At 47.1% G+C, this 16,350-nt stretch carries 14 protein-coding genes; 5 read left to right on the top strand and 9 right to left on the bottom strand.

What is annotated here, in order from left to right:
- Positions 1-3 precede the first annotated feature (3 nt).
- Both rfbF and galE read right to left on the bottom strand, forming a co-directional pair.
- Positions 4-777, bottom strand: a complete 774-nt coding sequence (gene rfbF, locus V5T82_RS09155; RefSeq protein ID WP_332895322.1) for a glucose-1-phosphate cytidylyltransferase — start codon at positions 775-777, stop codon at positions 4-6.
- Positions 778-899: 122 nt separating this feature from the next.
- Complete coding sequence (gene galE, locus V5T82_RS09150; protein ID WP_332895320.1) at positions 900-1,883, bottom strand: UDP-glucose 4-epimerase GalE; 984 nt, start codon at positions 1,881-1,883, stop codon at positions 900-902.
- 611 nt (positions 1,884-2,494) lie between these two features.
- Between galE and V5T82_RS09145 the strand changes: the two genes are divergently transcribed.
- From V5T82_RS09145 to V5T82_RS09125, 5 genes are all read left to right on the top strand, one after another.
- Positions 2,495-4,189 carry a B12-binding domain-containing radical SAM protein gene (locus V5T82_RS09145; RefSeq protein WP_332895319.1) on the top strand — a complete coding sequence of 565 codons (1,695 nt, stop codon included), beginning with the start codon at positions 2,495-2,497 and terminating at the stop codon, positions 4,187-4,189.
- Between the two features lie 41 nt (positions 4,190-4,230).
- On the top strand, positions 4,231-5,148 hold the full coding sequence (locus V5T82_RS09140) for a DUF2334 domain-containing protein (protein WP_332895318.1): 918 nt from the start codon (positions 4,231-4,233) through the stop codon (positions 5,146-5,148).
- 96 nt (positions 5,149-5,244) lie between these two features.
- Positions 5,245-5,499 (top strand): phosphopantetheine-binding protein, encoded by a 255-nt coding sequence (locus V5T82_RS09135; protein WP_332895317.1) that lies wholly within the window; start codon positions 5,245-5,247, stop codon positions 5,497-5,499.
- 78 nt (positions 5,500-5,577) lie between these two features.
- Complete coding sequence (gene wecB, locus V5T82_RS09130) at positions 5,578-6,729, top strand: non-hydrolyzing UDP-N-acetylglucosamine 2-epimerase (protein ID WP_332895316.1); 1,152 nt, start codon at positions 5,578-5,580, stop codon at positions 6,727-6,729.
- Positions 6,730-6,761: 32 nt separating this feature from the next.
- The gene (locus V5T82_RS09125; RefSeq protein WP_332895315.1) at positions 6,762-7,877 is read left to right on the top strand and encodes a DegT/DnrJ/EryC1/StrS family aminotransferase; all 1,116 of its coding nucleotides are present in this window, start codon (positions 6,762-6,764) and stop codon (positions 7,875-7,877) included.
- Positions 7,878-7,917: 40 nt separating this feature from the next.
- Here V5T82_RS09125 and asnB read toward each other — a convergent pair whose 3' ends face one another.
- The 7 genes from asnB to V5T82_RS09090 are packed head-to-tail and all read right to left on the bottom strand — an operon-like array spanning position 7,918 to position 16,290.
- On the bottom strand, positions 7,918-9,750 hold the full coding sequence (gene asnB, locus V5T82_RS09120; protein ID WP_332895314.1) for an asparagine synthase (glutamine-hydrolyzing): 1,833 nt from the start codon (positions 9,748-9,750) through the stop codon (positions 7,918-7,920).
- Between the two features lie 12 nt (positions 9,751-9,762).
- Positions 9,763-10,803, bottom strand: a complete 1,041-nt coding sequence (locus tag V5T82_RS09115) for a Gfo/Idh/MocA family protein (RefSeq protein WP_332895313.1) — start codon at positions 10,801-10,803, stop codon at positions 9,763-9,765.
- Between the two features lie 11 nt (positions 10,804-10,814).
- On the bottom strand, positions 10,815-11,459 hold the full coding sequence (locus tag V5T82_RS09110) for a DapH/DapD/GlmU-related protein (protein WP_332895312.1): 645 nt from the start codon (positions 11,457-11,459) through the stop codon (positions 10,815-10,817).
- The gene (locus V5T82_RS09105) at positions 11,456-12,826 is read right to left on the bottom strand and encodes a polysaccharide deacetylase family protein (RefSeq protein WP_332895311.1); all 1,371 of its coding nucleotides are present in this window, start codon (positions 12,824-12,826) and stop codon (positions 11,456-11,458) included. Before V5T82_RS09105 ends, V5T82_RS09110 begins: the two co-directional genes overlap by 4 nt.
- A 32-nt stretch (positions 12,827-12,858) precedes the next feature.
- Entirely contained in the window at positions 12,859-14,058 is a 1,200-nt protein-coding gene (locus tag V5T82_RS09100; protein WP_332895310.1) for a DegT/DnrJ/EryC1/StrS family aminotransferase, read from the bottom strand.
- Positions 14,027-14,803 carry a glycosyltransferase family 2 protein gene (locus V5T82_RS09095; RefSeq protein WP_332895309.1) on the bottom strand — a complete coding sequence of 259 codons (777 nt, stop codon included), beginning with the start codon at positions 14,801-14,803 and terminating at the stop codon, positions 14,027-14,029. The genes V5T82_RS09100 and V5T82_RS09095 overlap by 32 nt, the downstream gene beginning before the upstream one ends.
- Positions 14,800-16,290, bottom strand: coding sequence for an AMP-binding protein (locus V5T82_RS09090; RefSeq protein ID WP_332895308.1), 1,491 nt, complete (start codon positions 16,288-16,290; stop codon positions 14,800-14,802). The genes V5T82_RS09095 and V5T82_RS09090 overlap by 4 nt, the downstream gene beginning before the upstream one ends.
- Between the last annotated feature and the right edge of the window lie 60 nt (positions 16,291-16,350).

Genomic DNA, 16,350 nt, shown 5'->3' with positions numbered 1-16,350 from the left:
GCATCAGCCCCAGGTCTTCCAGGGCGCATCGCCCGAAGCCCATAAATCTTCGAGCATGCGTTTTTCACGCAACGTATCCATGGGCTGCCAAAAGCCATCGTGTTGGAAGGCGGACAGTTGGCCGTCCCCGGTTAGACCTTCCAGGGGTGCGCGCTCCCAAATGGTATCGTCGCCGGCAATGCGGTCGAGAACGCTCGGCTCCAAAACAAAAAAGCCGCCGTTGATAAAATCGCCCTCACCGGCAGGCTTTTCGACAAACTCACTCACCCGGTCGCCGTCCAACTTGGTCGCGCCGAAACGGCCAGACGGGCGAACCACGGTCACCGTGGCTTCACGGCCTTGGGTTTTATGAAAATCGATCAGCTTAGAAATATCCACGTCCGAGAGACCGTCGCCATAGGTCATGCAAAAGGGCTCCCCCTTATCCAAGTAGGGCGCCACACGCTTGACGCGGCCACCGGTCATGGTATCGGCACCGGTGTCGACCAAGGTGACTTTCCAGTCTTCGGCTTGCGTGGAGTGATAGGTGATTTGATTTTTCGCCAGATCCATCGTCACGTCGGAGCGATGCAGAACGTAGTTGGCGAAATATTCTTTGACCATGTAGCCCTTGTAGCCAAGGCACACGACAAATTCGTTGAGGCCGTGAGAGGCGTACATCTTCATGATGTGCCACAGGATCGGCATACCGCCGATTTCCACCATGGGCTTGGGTCTGAGATCGGATTCTTCGGCAATGCGCGTCCCCAATCCACCGGCAAGCAGAACGACTTTCATGATCGGCTCCAAAACTAAATATCAGGCATGACCCTCAGACGGTGAAAAGCCTTCGAATCTATGGGTTTCTTTTAGCGAACTCCGCCTCCCACCACAAGCCGAACAACAGCTAAATTCGGCAGTTATGCCCGCTCTTTGTGCCAATTCCATGCGGTTTGAACGACGCTGTGCAGATCGCTCTGCTTCGGCGTCCACCCCAAAACGGTTTTGGCTTTGGTCAAATCAGCGACCAGACGCGGCGCATCGCCCGGGCGGCGGGCCTCCATTTTGACGGGGAAATCCACGCCGGACACCTCTTTTACCGTGTCCAGAACCTGTCGTACACTGGACCCCACACCACCGCCAAGGCAAAACGCATCTATCCCGTTTTGCCCTTCCAAAAGCCGCACCAAAGCTTTGACATGGGCATCTGCCAGATCGGTGACGTGGATATAATCGCGCACACAGGTGCCATCCGGCGTGTCGTAATCTTCGCCGAAAATGTACATGCCTTCGCGCTGTCCCAAAGCCGCTTGGCAAGCGATTGGGATCAAATGGCTTTCGGGATCGTGGGCCTCGCCGATCTCGCCATCGCCATCAGCCCCTGATGCATTAAAATAGCGCAAGGCCGTACCGTTCAAACCGTGGGCCGCCGAAAAGTCCGCCATCAGACTTTCCACATACGCTTTTGTCTTGGCATACGGACTGATCGGTGAGATCGGTGAGTTTTCGACAATCGCCTGGTCGCCAACGTCGCCATGAACGGCACAGGTACTTGAAAAAACGAACTTTTTGAGACTGTGGCGATGCATAGCTTCCAAAACATTCAAAGCACCCGTCACGTTTGAACGGTAGAAACGCTCTGGATACTTAACAGATTCACCAACTTCGATGAGCGCCGCAAAATGCATCACCGCGAGAGGGGAATATTCGCCAATGACCGCGTCGAGATCTTCGGGATTGAGAATGTCCCCGCGGACCAAGGGGCCCCACTTTACCGCCCACTCATGCCCATTTGAGAGGTTATCGAAACTGATCGGCGTAAATCCTGCCGCCGCCAGAGCCTTGCAGGCATGCGATCCGACATATCCGGCACCTCCCGTAACGAGAATTCTTTTTTCAGGCATTGTTCCCACTCACATAAAAAATACGACATATTTTGACGGGCTGCCCATCATAAACAAGAATATTCACACTCAAAATGGACCAGTTTATGGGGGGGTAGGTCAACTCTTAGAACGGCTGTCTCAATTGCCACAATCGCGCAAGGTGGGGGTGATTGAGAAGCCTTTCACTCTTAAACGTTCTGATGGCGGGCCGGGCGAGACTTTTTTCAGAAAATAACTTTAAGCCCAATCACTTAAGCTATACCATCAACAAAAGTCCGTCGCGAACATAAAACGCGACACCTCATTTGAATTCGAGTTTGTCCAATGATGGTCACTTGATCAACCTGGCGGCCCGAAATTCAGGTTATAACCTTACTTTATATCGTGTTTAATTTTACGGCTATTTCAATATCATCCTTTCAAAATCAGCTTGCAGGTATTCAGGAACAACTTATATCATGTATAAGAACTCACTATGCACGAAGGCAGATCGACTGCAAAATGTAGATCAATATGGCACGTTTTCTAGGTGAGCCTGCTCTCTTGAGATTCTTATTTGTTTATAATCAGGCAAGTTGCAAACACTTGAATCCCTCTCTCTCCCCCCGTCAAAGTAAGGATAAGAAGTCGTGAAAGTTGTTTTGTCCGCAATGGGGGAAATGAACATGGGTACGGCCGCCGTATCTGCGGCCCTAAAACAAGCCGGACACGAAACAGCCATGGCTTTCGATCCTGCGCTTTTTGATGAACATCTTTACTTTGTTGGTGAAAGCTTCCCCATGAAGCAACTGGCGAGCCTGTTCAGTCAGCGCGAGAAGGTGGTTCAAAAAATCGTCGACATGCAGCCGGATCTCGTAGCGATCGGCGTGATTTCCGACACCTACCAATGGGCCATCGCCATTGCCGAAGGGGTTAAAAAGCAACTTGACGTTCCGATTGTGTTCGGCGGGCTGTTTGCCACGAATTGCCCCGAAACACCGCTCTCAACCCCATGGGTGGACATCGTCTGTTGCGGTGAGGGTGAGCAGCCGATGGTTGAGCTTTGCAACGCAATGGACCGTGGTGAAATCGATCACTCGATTCCCAACCTTGTCTTTAAAAAGGATGGCGGGTATCTCTACAATCCGGTACGCCCCCTGCAGGACATGGATGAAATCCCCCCGAACGATATTGCCCTGTTCGAAGACGACATTGTCGTGCGCAACCGCTACTACACGCTGTCATCCAAGGGATGCATTGTCAGCTGCACATTCTGTTCACAAGCTTTTTATGAGCTGTTCAACGACACCCGCGACCCGCGTCGCCGAAGTGTCGACCTCATCATTGACGAGCTTGTGAAAGCCAAAGAAAAGTACAATGTGCGCCTCTTCGACTTTGAAGATAACATTCTCTTTTCGAATAAAAAATGGTTCCGCGAGTTCGCACCAAAGTATGCCGAGCATGTCGGGGTCCCCTACATCTGCATGGGCCACCCCATGGTGTGCTCCGACGAAACGGCTCGCTTGCTGAGCGAAAGTGGTTGTTACCGCGTGCAGTTGGGCATTCAGTCCATGGACGAAAAGAACCGCCAAAAGCTGTTGCGTCGACCTGAAACCAATGAACAAATTCGGGCTTGCTTTGACAATCTTGATAGGCACAAGGTTAAGTACTCTTGCGACCACATCTTTGGTTTGCCCAATGAATTGAAAGCTGAATATCTCTACAATGCAGCAGTTGAATATTCAAAATGCGACATGATCAACAAGGTCAACACCTTTTTTCTGACGGTCTATCCGAAAACGCCGATGGTGAAACAAGCCATTGAATGGGGACTGATTACAGAAGAAGACGAAGAACGTATCAATGCGGGGTATTCCGCATATTACTACGATTATGGCATTACCAACCGCCCGGATCTGAAGAAGTTGTTCCGTTCATATGCCATTTTCTACCGCATTATGCCAGCACTGCCAAAATGGATGCGTTTTTTCATCTTAAGAACGAAGATCTTCAAAATTTTCGCTTACTTCCCGAAAACAATTACCTTGTTTTTGATTGACCTGTTTTTGACCGTCATTCACTGGGATCCGGTGTCTCGTCACGTGATGGGAACATACTTCAAGTGGTTTAACAAAATTGTCTTCAAGGGCGGTGTTAAATACGAAGGCCCTGTGATCGAGGGCAAAACCATCAAGCCTTTATCTGAATATACAATCACGAACACGCGTCCCATCGGTGCCCCAAGCGATAAGATCGAGAAAGGTCTTATTGACGCAAACGCCACGCTGAAGGATTATGTTCCAGAAGAAGATAGCGGTCGCCGCGAAATTTCTGCGGCAGAGTAGGCTATCTTTTATAAAACTCTAGAAAATGGCTTTAATCTTCTGTGACTAGACCTGTTCTGATCCGCATCGATGTTGATTCCATTGAAGGCATTCGCAACGGCGTTGACTTTTACCTAGAGCTTTTTGAAAAATACGGTTTCAAGGCATCTTTTTTCGTTCCAATGGGGCCGAACAATATTGTCTCAGCTGGCCTGAAGCGGGCTTTAAAACCCGCTTTTTGGAAGCAAGTCTATTATATGAAGCCTTGGCAGACCTATAATTTGCTTGATAACAGCCAGGATCGTAGCTGCGAAATTGGTGGTGGCGCCCCTGAAGTTCTGCAAAAAATCATCGCGCATGGGCATGAGGTTGCCCTTCATGGCTATGATCATGCTTTTATCTCAGATAACGCCTATACACTTTCACCGGAACAATACAAAGAGCAGCTGGATCTGGCTCTCAAGACATACTCATCGGCCTTAAATGGTAGGCCAAAAGGAACCGGCTCTCCGGCGTGGCGTTGCAATGAAACGATGCTGAGAGTTCAAGACGGTTTGGACTTTTCTTATGCTTCCGATTTCATTGGAACAGGCCCTTGTCGGGTCAAAATTGGTGAGTATGTCTCACCGACCATCCAAGTTCCCGCCAATCTTGACAACGTCTTTCCCTTAGTCGTCCGCCATAAGGGTAATCATGATAAAGTTCTCGATTATCTCAAGCGACAGATTGACAGCCGCGGAAATTATGTCGCCATGACAATTCATACAGAATATGAGTTTGTTCAATTTGGCAAACACATGGACAAGTTGTTTCAGTTTATGGCTCAAACAGGCCGTGTCGGAGAGCGCTATGATCGTTATGCAGAAAAACTTGACGCTTCGACCTTGCCCCTAAAAAAGATATCTTATTATTCTTATGACGGTGCTGTCGGTAATGTCGCAGCAACCGATTTCATAGGGCTGCTACGCGAACAAGCCTGAGTTGATTTGCAGAAATTTGAGCCTAACACTCACAAAACTAAACGAAGTCGAGTTCAGCTTTTAAGGCAATACGGAAAACTGTCGGAGGCCACATTCATGTCAGATGTCGAAAATATCACAGAAACGGTTCAAAACACCGTCCTTCAATACTTAAGCCAAAATGGTGTTACCGATGCGACGATCAATGTAGATGAAGACTTAACGCAAAATAGCGGGTTGGACTCGTTTGACTTAGTGGCTTTGATCTCCGATTTAGAAACCAAATATAACAAAAACATCGACTTGGCCCAACACATGGGAACGGACGCCACGCTGTCCATCTCCCTACTCTCTGCCCTAATTTCTGAATAGATTGTTTTTCGACCGTTCATGTCCCTGGTATTGAGTGCTTATCAGGATACTTTTCTGCCTTTCATCTAGAGAAACTGCATGCCACCGTCTCTGAAAGTTGCCGTCGTACTGGGCGCCCGGCCGAATGTTGTCAAACACTATGCTTTTTCGCGGGCGAGCAAATCCAGAAACATAAACCTTGTGACACTCCATACAGGGCAACATTTTGCCCCGGAGATGTTCACAAATATTTTTTTGGAGCTCGGCATTCCTCTTCCCGACTACACGTTTCAACGTCAAAACAGCACCTTTTCAGATGAATTTCCTCAGCTATTGGAATTCATTGAAACCACCCTTGCTGCTGAAAGTCCTGACGTGACTGTCGTTTACGGCGATGTGACGTCTTCACTCGCCGGGGCGACGGCCTCAAATGCTTTGGACATACCTGTTGCTCATATTGAAACAGGTATTCATACAAACGACCTCAATAACCCTGAGGAAATTAACCGTAGAGGGGTAGAGCTTTGTGCCCATACGCTCTTCCCCCACACAAAACATGCAGAAAACGTTCTCCTGAGTGAGGGATACTCAAAAGAGAATGTTTTTTTGGTGGGCGATATCATGAAGGACGCACTGGTTAACATTTGTTCCGAACACAAAATCGAGCCGACAGACGACGGTTATCTGTTAGTCACATTCCATCGCGCAGAAAATACGGATTCACCCACGCGCCTTAGGAATATCTGTAACGCACTCATTCGCACTGAAAACGATATCATTTTCCCGGTTCATCCTCGGACGAAACAAGCCCTCGAACGCGAGGGGCTGTGGGACACGTTGCAAAGTAACGACCACCTTACCCTACTGCCGCCACAAAGTTACATCGAGACCATAAAGTTAATCTCCAAAGCAAGTAAAGTTGTGTCTGATTCAGGCGGTTTGCGCCGTGAAGCGTTCATGATGGGCAAAGCGGTCGTCTCTCTCATAGAACTCAATTGGGTACCTGAAATGGTCGATGCAGGTTGGGAAATCATCGCTGGTGACGATACGAATAAGATTTTAGAAGGTATTGAGAACTTCACGCCGCCCAAACATCAACCCGTGATATTTGGGAACGGACAAGCGGCTGAGAACATTATGGATATCCTTATTGAACGATATTCATTACAACGTTTAGATCAAGGCAAACACGTGAATGAAAAATGCGCGCCCCTTTCTTCACTTAACGTCAGTTCGACAGAAACGTCATAATTTGAAATTCCAAGATATCAGATCAACTCAACATGAACCCCATACCACTGGTTGACCTTTCTTTACAGCACGCCCCGATCAAGGACCAACTTCAGTTGGCTTTCGAGACGTGTTGGCAAGAGAATAGCTTTATTGGAGGGGCTGACATCAAGGCCTTTGAAGACGCCTTTGCCCAATATTTGGGTGGCGGGCATGTCTCGTCATGTGCAAGTGGTACAGATGCGTTGAGCCTGGCGCTTATGGACGTTCTGGGGCCAAGTTCCGGGGGCGATGAAATCATTACGCCTTCGCTAACCTTTGCAGCAACAGCAGAAGCGATTATTTCAGCAGGATACAAGCCTGTATTTGTTGATATTGACCCATCGACGTGTCTCATGGATTTGTCTCATGTCGCAAATTCAATCACGCACAACACGCGCTGCATTCTTCCTGTCCACCTGTATGGACAAATGGTTGATATGGAGACGCTAAATCGCATCACCAAAAACAGGTCCATAAAGATTGTTGAAGACGCGGCTCAAGCACATGGTGCTCTGTGGAATGGAAAACCGCCAAGCACGCTCAGCAATGCGTCTTGCTACAGTTTCTTCCCAAGTAAAAACTTAGGGGCTTTTGGGGATGGCGGCGCCGTTCATTCTTTTGATGAAAACCTGTCTGACAGGATTAAAAGAAGAGGCAATCACGGACGCCAGGACAAATTTGTTCACGAGACAGTTGGCACCAACTCGCGATTGGACGCTTTGCAGGCGGCAATCTTAAATATAAAGCTGGAACACTTGCCTAGGTGGAACCGGGAAAGACGCGCAGCTGCAAAATACTATTCCCAACTACTGCGTGACGTTGACGAGGTCTCCATTCTGCACGTCCCTGGAAAGGCTCATCACGTCTATCACCTGTACGTCATCAGGCTCAAAAACCGCGATGAGATTAAGGAGAAGATGCGCCGTAAAGGCATTGAGGTTGGCGTGCATTATCCAATTCCTCTTCATTCACAGCCTGCATTTAGAGTTTACGCTGATCAGAAAACGTCGCTAGCAGAAACCGAAAAAGCCTGTGATGAAATCATGTCTTTGCCGATCTACCCAGGCATTACACATGAACAAATTGAATATATAACGGACACGCTTAAAGAGCTCGTTCACGCGTAGTCTCATTGCCAAGCCCTGCGCCCTATAAGCAGATGAACGATTATTGTGGGGCGGATGAATTGTGAAAGAATATTTTCAGCATTTGGTTCAAGGATAATAGGGCCCAAATCAACCTATGCCTGTTCGTTATTCCCGCGAGATGCTCTTCCATTAATTTTTTCACGAACTGATAATCCGTATAGTCATAGATTGGCTCTTTCGGGTCAAAGAGTTGCTTGCGAACATATTGACCACCACCAATCCGATACCAGCTATTATTTGCACCGGTAAAACCAATTTTTCTTCTGGCGGCATATTCTTCAGGCAAATATTTTCGCAAAACCTCTCTAAGAATCATTTTCCCCTTATTATTTCCGGACGATAAGGCATGTGCAAATGGAAGCTGCATAGCATATTCGACGATCTCGTTATCCAAAAAAGGAAACCGTGTCTCAACGCCATAGGACATGCCGATTTTGTCTTCAAGCATCAACAAGCCCTGAAGAAAAGTCCTATATTCAAATGCACGCCAAGCATTAAAATAGTTTTGTTGGCCTTCCCCCTGAATATCGTCAATCGTGAGAACGTCTCTAACGATTGCGCGGGTGTCGACGTGTTTGACATGAGATATAATCGGGGACAGTAACTTGTTGCGCTCGTCCTCACGCGTGAGGCTATGCCAATAATCATGAATATTTTTCTCGAACTCGGCCATAGATGAACTGTTCAGCACAATCTTGTTGCGCCAAGGATATCCCCCAAACAGCTCATCACTGCCCAAACCTGAAACAACCGTTTTTCCAAATTCACTTGCCGTACGGGCGGCTGCATCATTTGCATAACACTGCCCCATCTTTACATCCTCGAGATTCAAGATGATGTTCTCAAAATTGCTTCCAGACTTTTCTGCTGACATCATTTGGGCGTGGTGAGTGGAACCAATGATTTGAGATATGGCCTTGGCCGCTTCATATTCATCATAGTGCTGTTCATCACGCGCAGCATTTTTGACATCAAATCCTATATGAATTGTATGTATTGGCGAATGCTGAAGGCTTGCGATTGAGGAGATTAGCGACGAGTCGATACCTCCACTCAAGTAAACAGAAGGCTGTTCTTTCCCGCCCATCTGCCGCGTTATGGCTTCTTTCAGTAAGGCGTCCAGTTTTTCCGCCTTTTGTTCAACAGAAAGGTTCCGCATATCCGTTTCGAACTGTGGTCTGTAATACTGTGTCGTTTCGATAGGTTGGTCTTTTTCAAAGGGTATCCGTACGATGCTCGCCTGTGGGACCATTTGAACATTCTTAAATAAAGTCTGTCCTCCAATCGTATTCTGGAACGCCATATACTCCGCGAATGAGTCCAAATTCAATTCAGGCTTAAAATCGGGGTGGTCTCTCATCGCCTTAATTTCTGAAGCAAAAATAAGGGTTGAGCCAAGGTCCGCATAATAAAGCGGTTTTATACCATGGCGGTCTCTCACCAAGTACAAGCAGCGTTGGTCGAGATCCACCCACGACAAAGCGGCCATCCCATTAAATCGCTCGCAAGCTTTCATGCCCCATGCAGACAAAGCCTGATACACGACTTCTGTATCACCTTCCGTTTTGAAGATTATATTCTTCTGCTTCAGCTCATGGCGTATGTCTTTAAAGTTATATAACTCGCCTGCATATGAAAGAACAAAACGCCCCGAACCGAGGCGCATGGGTTGATCTGAATGGGGTGTTGGGTCGACTATGGACAGGCGGCGATGGCCAATGCCGATCTCGCCGTTTGTGAAAACACCGTTCGCATCCGGCCCCCTATGGGCCAAGCGTTTGGTCATATGAGCTAAAATTTCTCGAGATACAGGTTCTTCATTCCGGTTGAGTATCCCGACTATCCCGCACATCTGCTCACCACTTTACAAATCATGATAATCAACTGGGGTAACTTCGCCATCTTCCAATGCGGACCTTGAAAGGGCGTCCATAATCGTTGTGACTTCTAATCCTTGGGTCACATCCGTTTTGCATTGAGCAAGTCCAAGCATACAGTCGATAAAGTGATCCAGTTCCAAATACAGGGGCTCCGCCGTTGAGACATTGGGAATGAACACATCCCCGGCCCGCTTTGTCACATTATATCCGGCTGCTCGACCAGAAATAATTTCATCAAGTTCCATAGATCTATCGTAAATTTTGATCGGTTGTGTCTGATCGACATCATCGTAAACCAACATTTTTTGGGATCCGGCAATGACTGACTTACGTATCTTTTGTGGGTCGACCCAAGACAAGTGCAAATGCAGGCTGACCTCATTTGGGTAATCGAGCTGTGCAAAGCATATTTCAGCATGCTGTTGCTTTTCCCCCACGTAAGACAGGGTCCTGGCGCTCACTTGATGGGGGCGACTATCAAACCAATAGTTAAACATTGAAATATCGTGCGGGGCCAAAGTCCAGATGACATCTGAATCTTGACGGAATTTGCCCAAATTCAATCGTTGAGAATAAGCATAATATACATCCCCAAGCTCGCCGGAGCGGATATAGTCCTTCACACGTTCCACGATGGCGTTATACAGATATGTATGACCGACCATGACCAGCTTGTCTTCGTGTGCAGCGGTTTGAGCCAACGACACCGCGTCTTCAAGCGACAATGTCATCGGCTTTTCGACAAACACGTCTTTACCCGAACGAATGATGGCTTGCGTGTGTTCAAAATGCTGCCCAGAAGGGGTAGCGATTGAAACCGCGTCAACATTCGTGTCAGAGAGAAGTTCATCAATACTCTTGTAACGCCGAGCTGATGGAAGGACGTCGCAAACAGGCTGCAAGTTATCGATATTTTGATCGCAAAGAGCGACAACTTCCGCCCGAGGGTTGCGGATGAAATTCCGCAGCAGGTTTTGCCCCCAGTGCCCCAAACCCATTTGAGCGATTTTTATTTTATTTTGCATGGCTAAATCACTTAAGACAAAGAGGTGGACTCGCATTGGTTTTGAGGATTGATTTGATACGCTTCACCACATTGATGACACACAGCCCTTGTCCAACTGTCTTTAGGTAGCATTTCCCCACATTTACACATGTAGCCCATTTTTTTTGCTGGATTTCCAACAATCACTTCAAATTTTCCGACGTCGGTCGTCACAACTGCACCGGCACCGACAAATGCATACTCACCAATCGTTATGCCACAAACTAACGTCGCATTTGCACCTATCGATGCCCCGCGACACACCGTTGTTTTTCTGAACTCATGCTTACGGTCAATCGGCGAACGCGGGTTAATCACGTTTGTAAATACGCAGCTTGGGCCGCAAAAGACATCGTCTTCTACAATTACACCTTCATACAAACTGACATTGTTCTGGATTTTACAGCCTGAACCAATTTGAACATGCGGGCCGATCATTACATTTTGGCCAATTATACTTCTTGGACCAATTGAACACCCCTTATACAAATGAGAGAAATGCCAGATTGACGTGCCTTCCCCTATGGTGCACGGACCATCAATGACGGCCGTCGGGTGAATGCGGACTCCGGTATATTTGTTCGTTGAAAAAATGTCCAAGACGAATGATCGTATACAAAGCAGAAGGTTCTTCACGTATCTTTTGCCTTTTCTACGATGAGATCTTTCGGCAAGCCATATCTCATATCCAATTCCTTCATCAAGGACAGCACATAAGAATAGTCCGCCCCCCACCCATGGTCCTCTGAAAACGTGTGCGTGTGCCAAACAATCGCAGCTTTGCCCCCCACGGCTTTTACATCGGAAAGTAACGTAAGAATTGCTGCGCGCCGATCATCCTCAGATAGGGTTTGATAATAGTGAAAATGTGTATCCATAGCGATCGTTGGAAGGACAATGATATCATGTGCTCTTTGGCGAATATGGTCAAATGGATGATAAGCCATCGCAAGCCCGGAGCGAAACCCGGCTAGGTCATTAAAGCAAAGAGATGTGTCAACTTTGACCCCACTTTCCCATTGTGACGACCAGGTTTTGGAGAATGAAAATCGAAGCCAATGCTGTCGGCAAGATTGTCGCGGGGGCTGTGCCAACATTTTGGCTAAGAGAATCTGTTCATCTCTCATACAATCAGCTTCGCACCAACTGTCAAAGGCAAAGTGAACACCGATTTCATTTCCGCTGTTCATTAAGTTTTGCAGCACAGAAATAAGCTCTGGTTCACGCTGAAGATTATAACCAGGGTCAAATAACATGGATTTTAACCGTGTAAAAATATCAACAGGGGGGCGTGATACAAACACGTTAAAACAAGACTTAACCCCGTAGCGATCTTCTAGATCTGAGATTGTCGCAATATTGAAATAATCTGCGTCCCCAAAAAACATCCTCAAGATCCACTTGGACTTTAGAGACCTGTCCTTCAAGCTTGCATAAACCCGGAACATTCCTTCTTTCAGTCGCGTCCGCATGGTTTTGCGTATGACGTCAATGTCATGCGTTAAATACAGAACGGCATCTGTGCCAATTTGGCGTAACGTATAGGGATATTCTTTTGCAATCCTTTCACGAAGAGCAAGCCCAATAAAATGTGCATAAGGTCGAAGAAACCGCGTCTTATCTTTCTGGAATTTTCGCACATACGAATGGGATGGCCCCCTTCTTCGCTCGTACTCAAATTCTTCTAGGCACGAAACATAAGCAAAAAAATTAAAAAATAAATCCACCTCTCCAGAAGCTCTGTCTATAGAGCTTTCATAGATAGGAATTTTGACATCCCCAGACGAGGCACATTGGAAATGAATTGGTTTCGTTTGGGCATCACCAATCTCAGGACAACACGGAACATATAGTCCGTCGCCCGACGGTGGATTGACACCATAATAGATGGTCGCGCATGTGCCTTTAGGGGCGGGGTTAGAGCCAAATTGGATGGGGGCATTTGTTCCGATGACCGTCTGTAAAAGGTCCAGCGTATAAACGAACCAGGGTTTGCCGATCACGTCTGCGGGCGCTTGAATATAAATGCTCTGTGTTATTGTCTCCACGTGTCGAGCCCATGTCGAATAGCATCTAAATCGGCTTGACTCAGTTTTGCATGGTTTGGGATGAGAGCAATATGCTGTGCGACATATCGACTGACCTCAAAATCTCCATGCACGTATTCCCTATAGATCGGCATATCCGAAAGAGAATAATTAAACACTTCACACCCAACATTTACGTTACAGTTTTCCATATGCCCTATAAATGCATCTCGATCATCAACCAAGCATGGTAAATGGGACCAGCTAGCCCCTTCGATGTCTGCGGGGCAACGCACACCTTCACACGTCTCCAATACATCACGCAAGTACCGTGAATTTTCTATTCTGGCAGATAAAATTGCATTGGCTTTTTTTAACTGAGACACGCCCAACCCAGCGAGACTCTCAGGCATCGTTTCCAGATAATTCCCCGCAACAAAAATCTCATTTTCAGCGTAATAATCCGTTATTCCCCGAAATATGTTGCTATGCCTATGCAACCATAAAACAAACGGATAGATCCTGGGCGAAAAGCCGACATGAGCGCCGAGCATTAAAGTCAACTGCCGCATGCTCCGCCAAATCCGTGGGTTCGAAAATCGTTCATTTCGAACAGCCTTCACCGCTTCGTAGACATCCACATCATCCGTTACCAACGCCCCACCTTCGACAGTGCTAAGCTGCTTACCTAAACTAAACGAAAAAAATGCCGCACTGCCATTTTGGCAAACAGGAACATTCGAAAGTGTTGTTCCCATGGCTAATGCACAATCTTGAAGAAGGGTAATGTCAGAGCGGTGCTTTAAGATGCGCGATAGAGGCTCTATATCCAGCGCAAAGCCATACATATGTGTCAGCAGAATTGCTGCCGTATTCGTTGTCACGGCAGCCTCAATTAATCCCACCTGCATGTTAAAATCATCCGTGCGAATATCCACGAATACTGGAATATTTCCTGTTTGGATGATGGTGTTGGGAACCACAGCGCATGTATAAGCAGGTATGATAATCTCTCTGCCTTTCCACCCCATTGCGGTTATATATGCAAACATGGCGCTTCTTGCCATCGGAAAGGCAAGCGCATATTCCATGCCGGCAAAAACGGCTAGTTCTTGTTCGAATTGTTCAATGGGGTTCAGTTCATTATTGAACAGAACAGATCCAAAGTCTGAGCAGTCAAATGACGGAGAAAGACGCGGGATCATCATTGCGTATCACAACATACTTACGTCTTTTCAAAGACCAAAGAAACTTGATGTGTCGAAAGGCTGTGCGAACGAATTTCATTTTTGAATGGCCGTGAAGACGCGGATGCACTTTAACAGGCATTTCAGCAATCTCGTAGCCTAGCAACAAACCTTTGATCAGAGCTTGAGACGTCGCAAGAAAATCATCTGCATCTGGAAGGATATTCGAAACAACCGTATTCCGATAAGCCCGAAAACCACAAGTATATACACTTAGCGGTTTCATATCGGCACCAAGCGCATATCGATAGAGCCACGCAACGGTTTTGCTCAAGACATAACGATGTATTGGATAGTCACATGCCCCTCCATGTGCAAAGGGGGAGGCGGTGACGATATCATATCCGGCTTCAAAGAAGTGTAGCATCTCTGGAGCCAGTCGAAGGTCGTAGTTCGTATCGGCGTCAACCGTAACGACGACGTCGCCGCCAGCCCGAGTTAACCCCGTTTTTAGGGCAGAGCCAAATCCGGAATTGACCTCATGACGGCACAAAACGGTGCCTTTGACCTTTTTGAACTCCTTTTGCAAAACATCCCATGTGCAATCTTGAGAACCATCATCAACAATAATGATTTCGGCCTCTATCTCGCGTTTGGACAAAGATGCACACAGCTCCGTTATCCTTTCGGCGAGCAATGGAATGGCTTCTTCCTCATTGTAACAAGGAACAACTAGAGAAAGAGAATTCACCCCTGAGCCGGTCATTTCCCGGCCTTCGCGTCTGCCGTTAATGTGCCGTCGAAAAATGCTTGCTTCAATCCTGAACGGTCAATTTTGCCAGATTTGTTCAAAGGCATATCCGCCTTGCAAATGACTTTCTTTGGATGCATGTAGCTCGGCAAGCGGCTCGCCAAGAACGATTTTACTTCACTGACATCAATCGTTTTTTTCGTGTGCAAAATGCCAACAATGTACTTCCCTTCCGCTTCACCAGCCACGACACAAACAGCAGCTTCCACGCCATCCATTGCGCGCAAATGGGCTTCTGTATCTGACAACTCGATGCGATAGCCTGAAATCTTAACCTGGCTATCTAACCTGCCCTTGCAAATCCAGACATCTTCAAACGGAACGGCTTTATCACCCGTATGAAACCACGTCTGTCCGTCTTCAACTGAGAAGGCTTCCGGGTTTACACCGTTCAGGTAACCAGACGTGATTTGCACCCCTGAAACGCAAAGCTCCCCATTTTCAACAATTTTCATTTCAGTACCGGGTAGGAGGGAGCCGATCGGCATAACCCCAAATTGGGCAAAACGTTCAACATCTTCGGCTTGGCACAAATGACGGAATGTCCAACATGAAACTTCCGTACTGCCATAAAAGTTATTCACTTGATGAGCGTTCAACTTATCCAAGCAGTACTCAAGAATATCAATGTGCATTGGCTCACCGCAACTGACGATGATATTGAATTGCACAGTCGGTAACCCATCAGGCTTTAACCGTCTAATGCTGGCAATCGTTGACGGCACCGTAATCAGGACCGTTATATTGTTTGCCGCCAAGTGATTTCCTGGCATCAGCAAGTCCATGTTGTTCAACGCAGGTGAGATCGCACTTTCCGTCATCACACACGGGAACAATATCGGAACAGATATAACAAATCCGAGATCGTGATAATCCGCAAATATCTCTCCCTGATTAAAGGGTAAAAGTTCCAGTAAATTTTCAACTGTTTGGATGTAATTTTTATGCTTCAAAGGGACACCCTTAGGCATACCTGTCGACCCAGATGTGAAGTATACAATGGCGTCATTATCGGCTTGGATATTATCCAGATTAAAATCTGCTACGTCATCCTCTTCAATCAAAGCTTCCAAACGATAAACGGGAACATTCTTTTCGGAGGCGTAGTCTGAGAGCTCGGCTGGCAAATCCTGGTCGGATAGAATAACTTCAGGCTCTGCCTGTGACATCATTTCCAGGACACGGTTCGGGGGCAATGTTGGGTTCATCGGAACCCAGGCATTGCCTGAAAGGACAGTCGCAAACAAGGCGCAATACGTATTGAAGTCCTTATTGGCGTAGATCACAACCCGACGATTTTGGAACTGAGACAACAGGCTGTTAACTTTCAGCATATTGGCGTACATCTCGGTATACGAATGGCGCTCATCGTAGCGAACAAAAGCATCGCGCTCGGAGTTCTTAAACACTCCAAGCATTTTCGAGTAATAATCCTTTACCATGGCAACAGCCTCACCGACCTAAAACGAAAATCTCACAAGGGTTTTGTCAGCACAACCAAT

Source organism: Magnetovibrio sp. PR-2 (genome assembly GCF_036689815.1).
In the GTDB taxonomy this organism is placed as follows: domain Bacteria; phylum Pseudomonadota; class Alphaproteobacteria; order Rhodospirillales; family Magnetovibrionaceae; genus Magnetovibrio.
Note: the sequence above shows the minus strand (reverse complement) of the source record. Positions and strands in the feature narration are given on the sequence as shown.

Coding starts and splice junctions, on each gene's coding strand:
- V5T82_RS09090 (WP_332895308.1), bottom strand. CDS start 16,290: ATGGTAAAGGATTATTACTCGAAAATGCTTGGAGTGTTTAAGAACTCC.
- wecB (WP_332895316.1), top strand. CDS start 5,578: ATGCCACCGTCTCTGAAAGTTGCCGTCGTACTGGGCGCCCGGCCGAAT.
- galE (WP_332895320.1), bottom strand. CDS start 1,883: ATGCCTGAAAAAAGAATTCTCGTTACGGGAGGTGCCGGATATGTCGGA.
- V5T82_RS09125 (WP_332895315.1), top strand. CDS start 6,762: ATGAACCCCATACCACTGGTTGACCTTTCTTTACAGCACGCCCCGATC.
- rfbF (WP_332895322.1), bottom strand. CDS start 777: ATGAAAGTCGTTCTGCTTGCCGGTGGATTGGGGACGCGCATTGCCGAA.
- V5T82_RS09100 (WP_332895310.1), bottom strand. CDS start 14,058: ATGATGATCCCGCGTCTTTCTCCGTCATTTGACTGCTCAGACTTTGGA.
- asnB (WP_332895314.1), bottom strand. CDS start 9,750: ATGTGCGGGATAGTCGGGATACTCAACCGGAATGAAGAACCTGTATCT.
- V5T82_RS09135 (WP_332895317.1), top strand. CDS start 5,245: ATGTCAGATGTCGAAAATATCACAGAAACGGTTCAAAACACCGTCCTT.
- V5T82_RS09095 (WP_332895309.1), bottom strand. CDS start 14,803: ATGACCGGCTCAGGGGTGAATTCTCTTTCTCTAGTTGTTCCTTGTTAC.
- V5T82_RS09115 (WP_332895313.1), bottom strand. CDS start 10,803: ATGCAAAATAAAATAAAAATCGCTCAAATGGGTTTGGGGCACTGGGGG.